The 12,875-nt window shown below is 40.8% G+C and carries 12 protein-coding genes; all 12 read right to left on the bottom strand.

The features are described 5' to 3' along the window. Window positions 1–216 precede the first annotated feature (216 nt). The 12 genes from spoIVB to accC all read right to left on the bottom strand — a co-directional run bounded on the left by spoIVB (window position 217) and on the right by accC (window position 12,866). A complete protein-coding gene (gene spoIVB / locus WD019_RS06065) occupies window positions 217–1,524 on the bottom strand; it encodes a SpoIVB peptidase (protein ID WP_026676831.1) in 1,308 nt (435 codons plus the stop codon). A gap of 132 nt (window positions 1,525–1,656) precedes the next feature. Beyond that, window positions 1,657–3,369, bottom strand: coding sequence for a DNA repair protein RecN (recN, locus tag WD019_RS06070; RefSeq protein ID WP_425710928.1), 1,713 nt, complete (start codon window positions 3,367–3,369; stop codon window positions 1,657–1,659). Between the two features lie 23 nt (window positions 3,370–3,392). Beyond that, window positions 3,393–3,842, bottom strand: coding sequence for a transcriptional regulator AhrC/ArgR (gene ahrC / locus WD019_RS06075; RefSeq protein WP_026676829.1), 450 nt, complete (start codon window positions 3,840–3,842; stop codon window positions 3,393–3,395). A 142-nt stretch (window positions 3,843–3,984) separates the two neighbouring features. Further along, window positions 3,985–4,806: a TlyA family RNA methyltransferase gene (locus WD019_RS06080; protein ID WP_425710929.1), complete on the bottom strand. Its 822-nt coding sequence runs from the start codon at window positions 4,804–4,806 to the stop codon at window positions 3,985–3,987. Then, window positions 4,803–6,707 (bottom strand): 1-deoxy-D-xylulose-5-phosphate synthase, encoded by a 1,905-nt coding sequence (gene dxs, locus WD019_RS06085; protein ID WP_425710947.1) that lies wholly within the window; start codon window positions 6,705–6,707, stop codon window positions 4,803–4,805. Before dxs ends, WD019_RS06080 begins: the two co-directional genes overlap by 4 nt. Window positions 6,708–6,717: 10 nt before the next feature. Beyond that, a complete protein-coding gene (locus WD019_RS06090; protein WP_026676826.1) occupies window positions 6,718–7,329 on the bottom strand; it encodes a hypothetical protein in 612 nt (203 codons plus the stop codon). Between the two features lie 729 nt (window positions 7,330–8,058). Then, window positions 8,059–8,940, bottom strand: a complete 882-nt coding sequence (locus WD019_RS06095) for a polyprenyl synthetase family protein (protein WP_035350208.1) — start codon at window positions 8,938–8,940, stop codon at window positions 8,059–8,061. Beyond that, the gene (locus WD019_RS06100) at window positions 8,940–9,179 is read right to left on the bottom strand and encodes an exodeoxyribonuclease VII small subunit (protein ID WP_026676824.1); all 240 of its coding nucleotides are present in this window, start codon (window positions 9,177–9,179) and stop codon (window positions 8,940–8,942) included. Before WD019_RS06100 ends, WD019_RS06095 begins: the two co-directional genes overlap by 1 nt. Further along, window positions 9,180–10,523, bottom strand: coding sequence for an exodeoxyribonuclease VII large subunit (gene xseA, locus WD019_RS06105; protein WP_026676823.1), 1,344 nt, complete (start codon window positions 10,521–10,523; stop codon window positions 9,180–9,182). A gap of 27 nt (window positions 10,524–10,550) precedes the next feature. After that, window positions 10,551–10,940, bottom strand: a complete 390-nt coding sequence (gene nusB, locus WD019_RS06110; protein WP_026676822.1) for a transcription antitermination factor NusB — start codon at window positions 10,938–10,940, stop codon at window positions 10,551–10,553. 77 nt (window positions 10,941–11,017) lie between these two features. Then, window positions 11,018–11,422: an Asp23/Gls24 family envelope stress response protein gene (locus tag WD019_RS06115; protein ID WP_026676821.1), complete on the bottom strand. Its 405-nt coding sequence runs from the start codon at window positions 11,420–11,422 to the stop codon at window positions 11,018–11,020. An 85-nt stretch (window positions 11,423–11,507) separates the two neighbouring features. After that, window positions 11,508–12,866: an acetyl-CoA carboxylase biotin carboxylase subunit gene (gene accC / locus WD019_RS06120; RefSeq protein WP_026676820.1), complete on the bottom strand. Its 1,359-nt coding sequence runs from the start codon at window positions 12,864–12,866 to the stop codon at window positions 11,508–11,510. Between the last annotated feature and the right edge of the window lie 9 nt (window positions 12,867–12,875).

Genomic DNA, 12,875 nt, shown 5'->3' on the forward strand with positions numbered 1-12,875 from the left:
TTTTTAGATAATTTTTTTTATTTTTCTAAAATGGCTTTGATTTTCTTGAATTTACTCTTGTTTTCGACATTTTTCCTATTCATTCATATTTACCTGTGTCGAATTTTCTTTATTCAATTTATATTCTACAAGGAACTTTTAACCATGTCCATACGATAAAAGAACTATCCATTAAAATATTCAAAATTTTTATGTAAAAAAAACGAAAGACAAGCATTAGCTTGCCTTTCGTTTTTGGCCACTATATATGTCTATTCCAGCTTCTTTCAGCATCCATTCAATATGAACCCCGTAGCCCGAAGTTGGATCATTGACAAAAACGTGCGTAACTGCACCGATTAATTTCCCATTTTGAATAATTGGACTTCCGCTCATTCCTTGAACGATTCCTCCGGTCAACCGCAATAATTTAGGATCCGTTATTTTTATAACCATTCCTTTCGTTGCCGGGAATTTCTGTGGAATCGAGCTTACAACTTCTACATTAAAAGCCTGTACTTTAGAACCGTCCACGACGGTTAAAATTTTTGCAGGTCCCTCTTTTACTTCTTCTGAAAACGCGATTGGCAATGGCTCATCCCATTTGCCATTTGATATTTTTGATTGTAAATTCCCAAAAATCCCAAACTGACTATTTCTAAAAATCGTTCCTAATGTTCGATCATCATTTGAAAACCGTGCTAATTTTTCTCCTGGATGACCGTTGCTTCCTTTTTCAATTGACGTTACAGTTGACTTTACAATTTGGCCATTATTGACAACAATAGGGCGTTTTGTATCCATATCTGAAATAACATGCCCTAATGCACCGTATTTATGCGAAACGGGATCATAAAAAGTCAGAGTGCCAATGCCCTGTGCCGAATCCCGAATATAAAGACCAATTCGATAAGAGTGATCATTTTTATCTTTTAACGGCATCAAATGTTTATGAAAGGTTTTTTTATTGCGGATAATAGTTACATCAAGTGAGTGTCCGGCTTCTCCAGCTTTTTTTACAAATGGAGCAACATCGCTCATTTTCTCTATTGCTTCGCCATTGATTTTTGTAATAATATCCCCAACTTGTATATCTGCGAGTTCCCCAGGGGATTTATGTCCATTAACGGTTTGAACGAGATGGTGCCCGACAACAAGAACACCTAATGTGTTTAATTTCACTCCAATTGACTGCCCGCCCGGTATTACTTTAAATTCGGGCAATACGTTAACCCCCACTTTTTTTATAGGAAAGCCTGCTACATTTAAAGTGACCATTGAATCACCTTTTTCTTTCGCATCAATGGAAAAGGAATTCTTCTTCCCTTTTTCTGCTTTTCCTATCGAATAAACAGCGTTTTGTTTGAATTGGTTTTCCGCTTTTATTCCTGTAGGAAGGTGGGAAATAATTTTGCTTTGCCCTTGAAAAACATGAATAGAAGAAGGAAGGTTTACATAGTCCCTGATAGGCTCTAAAAAACCAACTCCTACTAAACATCCAAGGAGAATTACACCTACAATCCGTCTTATATAATCATTTTTCATTTTTCACTCTCCTCGTTGACTCACCCACACCTCCACCATGGCTGTAACTATAATTTTGCCTCAGACCCTTTAGTTTATAACTGTTTCAAAAGAAAAAAGCTATCCTATTTTGGATAGCTTTTCAACTGCTTCTTAAGATGATTTTTTTATTTCTTCGGCGAGTTCAATCAGTTCTTTTGCATGTTTAATCGTTAAATCCGTTATTTCTACTCCTGAAATCATACGGCCGATTTCTTTTACTTTTTCTGAAGTTTCCAAAAGGGAAACATTTGTCACTGTACGATCATTTAAAACATTTTTCGAAATGTGTAAATGTTGATCTGCCATTGCAGCGACTTGAGGTAGATGTGTAATACATAATACTTGTGAACCGACAGAAACTTTATATATTTTTTCTGCGATGGCCTGTGCTACTCTTCCGCTTACTCCTGTGTCTACTTCGTCAAAAATAATTGATGCAACATCTTGATGTTGTGAAAAAATGGATTTCAACGCTAAAATTACTCTTGAAAGTTCCCCTCCGGACGCTACTTTTGCCAGAGGCTTAAGCGGTTCACCTGGATTGGTTGAAATGTAAAATTCAACTTCATCAATCCCTGTTTTACCGAACCGGTCTATTAAAGGGGTTTTATAAGAAGCCGTCTCATTTTTAAATTGAATATCAAAAACCGTTTTTTCCATGTATAACTCTTTTAATTCACGGTGAATCGCTTCTTTTAGCTTGTTCGCTAATTCCTTGCGTTCATTGCTAAGTTCAAGCGCTGCTGTTTGCAACTCCACCATGATTTTCTCTAAATTGGCCTTTAACTTATCGATTCGTCCATCTTTATTTTTCAACAGCTCAAGCTCTTCCTTAATCTTCTTTCCATAATCAATGATTTCATTTACAGTATTTCCATATTTCCTTTTCAGGTTACTAATTTCATTTAACCTGCTTTCAATTAAGTTTAACCGTTTTGGATCAAACTCAAGCGTTTCAAAATAGGATCGTATGGCATACGAAACTTCTTCTAACGCATAAAAATGATTGGCCATATTTTCATGCATTTTTGATAATGATTCATCTAAATTAGAGACCGTTTGAAGATGCTCTAATGCGACGGACACATATTCAAGGCCTTTTTGGTCACCGTAAAGGTTAAAATACGCATCTTGAAGATTGTTATAGAGCTTTTCAAAATTTCCGAGCTTAATTCGCTCTTCCAAAAGTTCTTGATCTTCATTTGGTTTTAATTTCGCATTTTCAATTTCTTCAAGCTGGTATTGAAGAAGGTCGAGCCTTTGATTCATTTGCTGTTCATTTTTTGTTAACGTATTCAATTGCTTGGTAATTTCTTTATATTGTTCATAAATCTGTTTATATTGTAACAGCGCTTTGCTGATGATATCTTTACCAAAACTGTCAAGGAGATGGAGATGTTTTTCCGGCTGAAGCAAAAATTGGGTTTCATGTTGTCCATGAATATCAACTAATAGTTGTCCCACTTCTTTCAGAACGGAAAGTGTAACAAGCTTACCGTTTATTCGGCATACACTTTTTCCCGAGTCTGTAATATCACGTTTTAAAATAACCATTTCATCCGTAATATCAATGCCAAGTTCCATCACTTTCTCATGAATTGGATGACTTTGAGTGATATGAAAAAGTCCTTCAATCTCTGCTTTATTTTTGCCAAATCGTACAAATTCGCTAGAGCCGCGCCCTCCAATGAGCAAACCAATCGCATCAATGATAATTGATTTTCCTGCACCAGTTTCACCTGTTAAAACAGTTAAGCCTTTTTGAAAAGAAATCGTTAAGGAATCAATTATAGCAAAATTACGTATGGTTAATTCTGCTAACACTTCTATCACACCTTATCAAAAAATTACAACATATCTAGAAAACGTTGGGAAATTTCGGGGCTATATTCCCTCGAGCGGCAAATAATTAAAATGGTGTCATCACCGCAAATTGTTCCCATAATTTCTTCCCAATCTAAATTATCGATTAAAGCACCGATCGCATGTGCATTTCCCGGCAACGTTTTCATCACAATCAGGTGATCGGCGTGATCGATACTTACGAAACTGTCGACCAGGATTCTTCTTAATTTATGCAACGGATTAAACCGTTGATCTGCCGGCAAGCTATATTTATATCTGCCGTCACTCATCGGCACTTTCACAAGATGTAACTCTTTTATATCCCGGGAGACAGTCGCCTGTGTAACGTTAAAATTAGCCTGCCTTAGCCGATCAACAAGTTCGTCCTGTGTTTCAATGTCGTTATTTGCAATAAGTTCTCGAATTTTAATGTGGCGTTGGCCTTTGTTCACGTCTGTTCCACCTCATTTAATTTCTATTCGACACTATTCTTTATTCCTTTATCTTATAATATTGCATAAAACTTGTCACTTTCTTTTCGAAATCGATAACTTTCGTTTTTTAAAAAAGAACGGGAAGATTTTTTCCCGTTCTTTAGTCCCGTTCTTTTTTGAAAGCGTGATGTGCATCTTCTACAACCTCATCAATTATACTTGCATTAAAAGACCGTTCTTCTTCCGGTGCTAAAGAAAGATGTAGTAAAAATTCGATATTCCCATCGCCGCCTGTGATGGGCGAATAGGATAAATGCAAGACGTGATACCCTTCACTCATCGAAAAATCAACCATTTCTCGAATGACCCGGCGATGAGTTGCCGGATCACGGACAATTCCTTTTTTCCCGACTTCCTCTCTTCCCGCTTCAAATTGTGGTTTGATCAGTGCAATAACGTCGCCATTTTGTTTTAAAATCGACTTTAATACTGGCAGTATAAGCTTTAATGAAATAAATGAAACATCGATCGTTGCAATATCGGGCAGGCCAAATTTTAAATGGTCACGTTCAACATAGCGAAAATTGGTGCGTTCCATAACTTCGACACGCTTGTCCTGTCTTAATTTCCAGGCTAATTGATTGTAGCCCACATCAAGAGCATAGACAAATTTTGCCCCATTTTGCAGCGAACAATCCGTAAACCCACCGGTAGAAGCCCCAATGTCGAGGACGACTTTATCGGTAAAATCGATGTTAAATTCTTTTATCGCTTTTTCAAGTTTCAAGCCTCCCCGGCTGACATACGGAAGCACATCTCCTTTAATCGTTAGCGGAGTGTCCCTGTCTATTTTCAATCCAGGTTTATCTATTCGCTCTGTATTGCTATAAACAAGCCCTGCCATGATCGACCGTTTCGCTTTTTCTCTCGTTTCACATAATCCCCGCTCAACGAGCAATACATCAACCCGTTCTTTTTTCATGTGAGTAATCCTTTTTTCGTTTTTCGATTGACCAGCCGTTTTACTCTTTCGACTGCAGCCTCGGTTGTTAAATCAATTTCATTAAGCAATTTATCGACACTGCCATGTTCAATAAAGCAATCCGGAATTCCCATACGGTCAACAAGTATATGGTCAAAGCCGCCATCATGGATATATTCCAGGACGGCACTGCCAAACCCGCCTTGCAGAACCGCTTCTTCAATTGTCAAAATCGGAAGTCCTTCATTTAGAAGGCTTAGCATAAGCTCCTCATCAAATGGCTTAATAAACCGGGCATTGATTACTTTAACGGAAATCCCCTGTTTCGCGAGAATTTCCCATGCTTTTAGCGCCAGCGGTATGGTTGTGCCGAACGTTAAGATGGCCGCTTCATTTCCTTCTTTCAACACTTCCCATGAGCCGATTGGAATGGTTTCAAATTCCTCATCCATTGGAACACCGGAGCCATTTCCGCGCGGAAGGCGAACGGCAATGGGACCGTTATTATATTGAATCGCGGTATACACCATATGTTGCAACTCATTTTCATCTTTCCCCATCATAATGACCATATTTGGAAGATTGCGCATAAATGCAATGTCAAATACGCCTTGATGGGTTTCGCCATCCGCCCCGACAAGGCCAGCCCTGTCAACGGCAAACACGACGTTCAAATTTTGCCGTGCTACGTCATGAACTAACTGATCATATCCACGCTGCAAGAATGTAGAATAAATCGACAAAACCGGCTTCATATTTTGTGTAGCTAGACCTGCAGCAAGTGTTGTTGCATGTTGTTCTGCAATTCCCACATCAATTAGGCGGTCAGGAAATTCCTTTCCGTAATCCACTAATTTTGAACCGACCGTCATTGCCGGAGTAATCACTACAATTCGGTCATCATTTCTTGAGATTTTTTGCAACGTGTCGCTCACTACTTTGCTATAGGATGGACCCGTTTGTTTTTCCGGCTTAATGCTTTCACCTGACTCGATTTTATATTGCCCTACACCGTGCCAATTTCCGGTAGCATCCATTTCCGCTGGAGCATATCCCTTCCCTTTTTTTGTGAGAACATGCACAAGTACAGGGCCTTTCGTTTTTTTGGCATATTTTAAATTATCCTCTAACGCTTCGAAATCATGGCCATTTACCGGTCCAAGATAAGTAAATCCTAACTCTTCGAAAAACATTCCAGAAACAAGCAAATATTTCAAGCTGTCTTTCACGCGCTCGGCTGTAGATGCCAGCTTCCCGCCAAAAGCGGGTATTTTACGAACTAGCGACTCCAGTTCTTCTTTTGCTTTATTATATTTTCTAGCCGTGCGCAGACGGCCGAGCACATTATGAAGAGCTCCGACATTTGGCGCGATCGACATTTCGTTGTCATTTAAAACAACAATTAAATCTTTTTGTTCATGTCCAATATGATTCAATGCTTCAAGCGCCATACCACCTGTTAATGCCCCGTCTCCTATAACGGCAATAATTTTATCATCAGTTCCTTTTAAGTCCCGTGCAATTGCCATTCCCATTGCCGCAGATAACGAGGTAGAACTATGCCCGGTCTCCCATACATCATGCTCACTTTCAATTCGCTTCGGAAATCCGCAAAGCCCTTTAAACTGGCGAAGAGTATCGAATTGGTCCGCTCTTCCCGTCAATATTTTATGCACATAGGATTGATGTCCGACGTCCCAGATGATTTTATCTTTCGGGCTGTCAAATTCTTTATGCAAAGCTAATGTCAATTCAACAACACCAAGATTCGGGCCAAGATGTCCGCCTGTCATAGATAATTTTTCGATGAGAAAATCCCGAATCGCCTTTGCAAGCATCGTCAATTGTTCATTGCTATATGTTTTTAAAAATTGAGGGTTTTGAATGTCTTCCAATTTCATGGAAAAATCCTCACTTTCCATATGAATTCCTTCTTTTCCCTTTTTTAGAAGAAGTGTCAAATAGTTTAATCTTTAATTTTTCCTCAAAAAAATAAATTAGTCGAGCGACTTGAAAAATAATCGTTGTCGCATGTTGTATTGCAAATGATTTGCCGAGCGCTTTTCCCCCGACCGTTACCGCCGCCACAACACTCGTGAACACTACAGATACGATATATTCAAAAAGAGAACCGCTCTTATGGCCGAGGTTGACCGTCAATTCAAGTACAACCGCGGCAGAGGCTGTTCCACTAATGATTCCAGATATATCACCAACAACGTCATTACAAAAATTGGCCACCCTGTCGGCATTTCTTGTAATATAAATCGCATGTCTCGCTCCGGCGACCCGTTCAGAGGCCATTGCATGAAAAGGAACTTCCCTCGCCGCTGTTGCGGCTACACCAATAATATCAAAAATAACGCCCGTAAGTATAATAAGGAAAACAATAAGCATTCCAATCGCCCACGTCACCCCGCGGAGCATTGACGTTGATATGACTGAAAAAAGAGCCGCTAACACTAGCGTGATAACGGCTATACCGGTACTCCATTTGATTGATTTATCGAATGAGTGTTTCATGAACAACTCCTTAAAGTCACTTTTTAGCGTTATGTATGGTGGAGTGGTCATTCAATAGGTAAACACTGCGGCTTAGGTCCAGTAGGTTTTCCCAGGCAGAAACGAAAATGTCGCCATCTTCGCGGTTTCCCTTTACTTCCGCCTTAACGCTGTCGCCAAACGTTAGACTAGATTGCCACTTAGTCCGCACTATAATCCCTATTGAATGTCTGAAGCGAACAGTCTAGGAGTTTTCCTCGGACAGCCCTTGCCATTTCCCTAGCCTCTTTTGCAGAGTTGATTTCATATGGGACAGAATAAACACCAGCGGCCAACTACTGTTTATTCCTTATGCCATAATCCCCTCAAACTCCACTCAAGGCAGGCTACGCTGCTTGCCTCAACCTCATACGTATAAAGGTGAAACAAAGACAGGTTTAAACCCCAATTCGCATGCAAGGTATTGCCACACAAGCCGCAAAAATGGGGGCCTCCGCGGAAGCAGGGTCATCGCCCACATGCCATTGTGGATCGCCCTACGACCTTAACTCCCAGCGTTAACCCAAGGCTGGGCGCCTCAAGCCAACACAAGGAACTTCATCGATGTGCCCTTTGACGGATTTTTAGCCCCGCCTTCAGGAATGGAGGACTGACTAGAATACTGCACCACTCCAAATTAACAATTATCATATCATAAAATGGATAGACCAACAATATAACAGTTTTGGAACTGCCGCTACTTTTATTCCATTATTGGTTCCTGTTAACAATGTAATCTGTTATTGCCTCTAATATGACTGTATTAATTCCCGTCTTTATTAATTGTTTTTTTGCTTCAAGCAAATGCCTGTTCAATTCTCTTGACGCGCCTTCGAGCGTTAAAAGTTTTGGATACGTGTTTTTATGATTATGTTCATCACTTCCAACCGGTTTTCCCATTACAGTAGCATCACCGATACAATCGAGAATGTCATCTTGAATTTGGAATGCAATGCCAAGATGAAAAGCAAATTTCCGCAAATGTTCCAATTGCGATAGGGTTGCATTTGCCAGCATTGCACCCGCAAGTATTGATGCCATAAGGAGCTTGCCGGTTTTCCGTTCATGGATAGATTGGAGCTCCTCAAGGGTCAATTCTTCATTTTCCGAATCGATATCAACCGCTTGTCCGCCAACCATTCCTTCAGGGCCTGCCGCTTCGCTAATCAGCTCAATGATTTCAAGTTTCTTCTCGGGGCTTATATTAGGTGCCGAAGCAATCAATTGAAAACTATATGTCAATAACCCGTCTCCGGCTAGAATTGCATTTGCTTCACCAAATACTTTATGATTCGTCAATTTACCCCTTCGATAATCATCATCATCCATAGATGGAAGGTCATCGTGAATTAAGGAATACGTATGAATCATTTCAATCGCACAGGCGATCTTCATCCCTATGGAGCTTTCTTTTTCAAACGCCTCAATGGTTGCCAGCGTTAAAATCGGGCGAATTCGTTTCCCACCAGCCTTTACAGAATAAAGCATCGCATCGATTAAAGGATTAGGGACGTTGATTTCATTTAAAGACAGAAGAAGGTGTCGATCGATCTCTTTTCGTTTCTTCGTCAAAAATTCCTGTAGCTCTTCCACTAATTTTCTTCCTCCTGAATGACAAAAGGCTTTAACTCTCCATCTTCTTGCAAGATTAAATCCATTTTCTTTTCAACGTTTTGCAATTTTGAATGACACAATTTCGAAAGATTCATCCCTTGTTGAAACAATTCAATGCTTTCTTCAAGAGGGACTTCCCCTTCCTCCAACCGCTCAACGATATGCTCTAATTGTTCCATCGCTTCTTCGAACGTCATCTCTTTTTTTTCTTCGGACATTTAGTTCTCCTCCATTCCCCAGACATGACAATCAAGTTTGCCGTCTTTCAACTGAACTTGCACGGTATCTCCCGGCTGAACGTGTTTTATTGATTTAATCAAATTTTTTTCCGGCGTATAGACAAGGCTATAGCCTCTTTCCATAATCGAAAGAGGATTTAATGCGTTTAGGCGGGAAATGATGTGGCTAAAATCAGATTGCTCACTTTTAACGATTTGTTTCATTTGCCGCACGATCGATTTCTTCAGCTTCATCTGCGCTTCTTTCGCTCTTTTCAATTGCAAGGCCGGCGAGAAATAGAGAAGCTGTTTCTGTTTTTGCTCGGTTTGTACGCGCTTTGTTTCGATTGTTCTCGCTGTTTCTTTATGAAGCGACTCGAGAAGCCGATCCAATTCCAGCTCTTTTTGTTTTACTAACTGCGTCGGATACCTGAAAGCGTACGATTTTTGAATCCTTCCTAATTTCTCGCGCAAGGATGCCGTTTGCTCAGAAACTGCCCGTTTTAACCGAAGCTTTCGTTGATTTAATCGGTCTTGTAATTCTAACAAATGAGGCACGGCCAATTCGGCCGCGGCTGTTGGCGTCGGAGCACGCAAGTCTGCGACAAAGTCGGCAATCGTAAAATCGGTTTCATGACCTACAGCGGAAATTATCGGAATGGTTGATTGATGGATAGCCCGGGCGACCATTTCTTCATTAAAGGCCCATAGCTCTTCAATTGAGCCTCCTCCCCTTCCAACGATTAAAACTTGCAAATGACGGGCCTTGTTCGCCGTTTCAATCGCCTTTGCAATCGAAGGTGCCGCACCGCTTCCTTGCACTAGAGCGGGGAATATCGTGACACGCGCGATCGGAAACCGCCTTTTGATCGTAGTCAAAATATCGCGAATGGCCGCTCCAGTTGGGGAAGTAATAACTCCAATTTCCATAGGAAAAAGCGGCACTGCCTTTTTTATTTCTTCTGCAAACAACCCTTCTTGCTCAAGCTTTTTCTTTAATTCTTCGTAAGCTAAAAAGAGGTTCCCAATTCCATCTTTTTTCATTGTTCTCGCATATAGCTGGTATTGTCCCTGCGGCTCATAGACGGAGATTTCACCTTGAATAAGCACCTTCATTCCTTCCTCCGGCCTAAAGGACAAAAAACGATTATTCCCGGCAAACATCACCGCATTGATTCTGCTCTGTTCGTCTTTTAACGTAAAATACAAATGTCCCCTGCTATGCATTTTTACGTTCGAAAGTTCACCGCGTACCCAGACATTTTGCAAATTCCCATCTTCTTCAAACTTTCGTTTAATATATCGGGTTAACGCGCTGATCGTAACATAACGGTCATTTTGCATGTTAAAACTCCCCTAAACTTGAATGGCTCATAGTTGTTTACTTATTTTAACAAGCACGCCATTAACAAACCTTCCTGATTCTTCACTCCCGAATACTTTCGCCAATTCAATAGCTTCGTTCATGGAAACATTAACCGGGATCTCTTCTAATTGTGTCATTTCAAAAGCGGCCATCCGAAGCACAACTCTTTCGACATTTGCCACCCGGTTTAAGCTCCAATTTTCTAGATGTTCAGAAATGATCCGATCAAGTTCATCTTTCTTTTCAATCGTCCCAAAAATAAGTGTATTCATAAATTCATCGTTCTTTTCATTATCATCACATACGTGCTCAATCGCCGCTTTTGGATCGATTTCGCTAACTTCTACCTGAAACAATGCCTGGAAAGCTTTTTCCCTTGCTAGTCTACGTTTCATTCCCATACTCCTTTTCGTTTTCAGCTCCGCCAATACCTATTAAAAAATCAAAGGGGATGATACCCCTTTGATTTTTATCAATATACTTCAGGTGCTTCCTGGAGCTTTTCCTTTGCATCGAATTGAACACCGACAATAAAGATGTTAATCTCATTTGCTTCCAGCGCTGTCATATTCATCAAAGCCTGTCGAATATGATCCTGGATATTTTGAGCAACTTCCGGTATGGAAACACCATAATTGACTACAACATAAACCGAAATGGTGATTCCGTCTTCTGTCAGTTCCACTTTGACGCCTTTCCCGTGCGATTTTCTTCCTAATCGTTCGGCTACGCCTGCGGCAAAGCTTCCTCTCATTGAAGCAACACCTTCTACATCCGATGCAGCAATGCTGGAAATTACTTCAATGACTTCAGGTGAAATTTCAACTCTACCTAGATCCGAGTGATGCTCTTCCATTTCAAATGTCATTTCATTCATGCTTACACCTCCAACTATCGGTTTTAAGCTTTGGCGTATTCGTTCAAAAACTTATGAACAGTTTTTGCGACTCTTCGCTTTACTTTTATATTTTAACCTGAGACAAATCATGAAGTTCAAGAAATTTTGTATTAAAATGACCATTCACAAACGTTTCATGATTTAAAAGACGCAAGTGAAATGGAATCGTTGTATGAACACCTTCGATCACAAATTCGCTTAACGCCCTTTTCATACGGTCGATCGCTTCCTGGCGCGTGCTTCCGTACGTAATGACTTTCGCAATCATCGAATCATAATAAGGCGGGATCACATACCCCGGGTATGCGGCAGAATCGACTCGAACCCCGAGGCCCCCCGGCGGTAAATACATTTCAATTTTCCCCGGTGACGGCATAAAATTCTTATCCGGATTTTCGGCATTGATCCGGCATTCCATCGCCCAGCCGTTAAACACGACATCCTCTTGTTTAATCGAGAGTTTTTCACCGTTTGCGACACGTATTTGTTCTTTAATTAAATCTATGCCGGTTACCATTTCTGTAACAGGATGCTCCACCTGAATGCGCGTATTCATTTCCATAAAATAAAATTCGCCACTATTATGGTCATAGATAAATTCGATCGTTCCGGCACCATAATAATTAACGGCTTTAGCGGCCCGAATCGCAGCCTGTCCCATCTCTTCACGTTTTGCTTCTGTTAATGCCGGCGATGGAGTCTCTTCGAGCAGCTTTTGAAGGCGGCGCTGAATGCTGCAATCACGTTCTCCTAAATGGATAACATTTCCGTGTTTGTCGCCAAGCACCTGGATTTCAACATGTCGGAAATCTTCGATATATTTTTCAATATATACTCCCGGATTTCCGAACGCCGTTGCCGCCTCCTGCTGGGTAATGGAAAGTCCTTTTAAAAGCTCTGACTCGGAACGGGCAATACGGATTCCTTTTCCGCCGCCTCCTGCTGTTGCTTTTATTATAACAGGATAACCGATTTCTTTAGCAAGCTGAATGGCTTCTTCCTTGCTTTCAATAATGCCGTCAGATCCTGGAACAATCGGAACACCAGCTTCTTTCATCGTGGCACGGGCAACATCTTTAATTCCCATCCGATTAATGCTGTCAGGGCTCGGTCCGACAAAAATAATATTGCATTCCCCACAAATCTCGGCAAAATCAGCGTTTTCCGCCAAAAAGCCGTATCCCGGATGAATGGCATCGGTTCCAGTCAACGTTGCAACACTCATAATGTTCGTATAGTTTAAGTAGCTGTCCTTGGAAGACTTTGGCCCTATACAATAAGCTTCATCGGCAAGCCGAACGTGAAGGGCATCTCTGTCAGCCTCCGAATATACTGCAACCGTTTCAATATTTAGCTCCTTGCACGCACGGATAATTCGTACAGCGATTTCTCCGCGATTGGCGACGAGTAATTTTTTTATCATTTATCTTCA

This window comes from Fictibacillus sp. Mic-4 (assembly GCF_049843615.1).
Taxonomy (GTDB): Bacteria; Bacillota; Bacilli; order Bacillales; family Fictibacillaceae; genus Fictibacillus_A; species Fictibacillus_A gelatini.

What these genes read in the sequence shown, in the direction of transcription:
- accC (WP_026676820.1), bottom strand. Translation starts at nt 12,866, where the DNA reads ATGATAAAAAAATTACTCGTCGCCAATCGCGGAGAAATCGCTGTACGA.
- nusB (WP_026676822.1), bottom strand. Translation starts at nt 10,940, where the DNA reads ATGAAACGTAGACTAGCAAGGGAAAAAGCTTTCCAGGCATTGTTTCAG.
- WD019_RS06100 (WP_026676824.1), bottom strand. Translation starts at nt 9,179, where the DNA reads ATGTCCGAAGAAAAAAAAGAGATGACGTTCGAAGAAGCGATGGAACAA.
- WD019_RS06090 (WP_026676826.1), bottom strand. Translation starts at nt 7,329, where the DNA reads ATGAAACACTCATTCGATAAATCAATCAAATGGAGTACCGGTATAGCC.
- xseA (WP_026676823.1), bottom strand. Translation starts at nt 10,523, where the DNA reads ATGCAAAATGACCGTTATGTTACGATCAGCGCGTTAACCCGATATATT.
- dxs (WP_425710947.1), bottom strand. Translation starts at nt 6,707, where the DNA reads ATGAAATTGGAAGACATTCAAAACCCTCAATTTTTAAAAACATATAGC.
- spoIVB (WP_026676831.1), bottom strand. Translation starts at nt 1,524, where the DNA reads ATGAAAAATGATTATATAAGACGGATTGTAGGTGTAATTCTCCTTGGA.
- WD019_RS06080 (WP_425710929.1), bottom strand. Translation starts at nt 4,806, where the DNA reads ATGAAAAAAGAACGGGTTGATGTATTGCTCGTTGAGCGGGGATTATGT.
- WD019_RS06115 (WP_026676821.1), bottom strand. Translation starts at nt 11,422, where the DNA reads ATGAATGAAATGACATTTGAAATGGAAGAGCATCACTCGGATCTAGGT.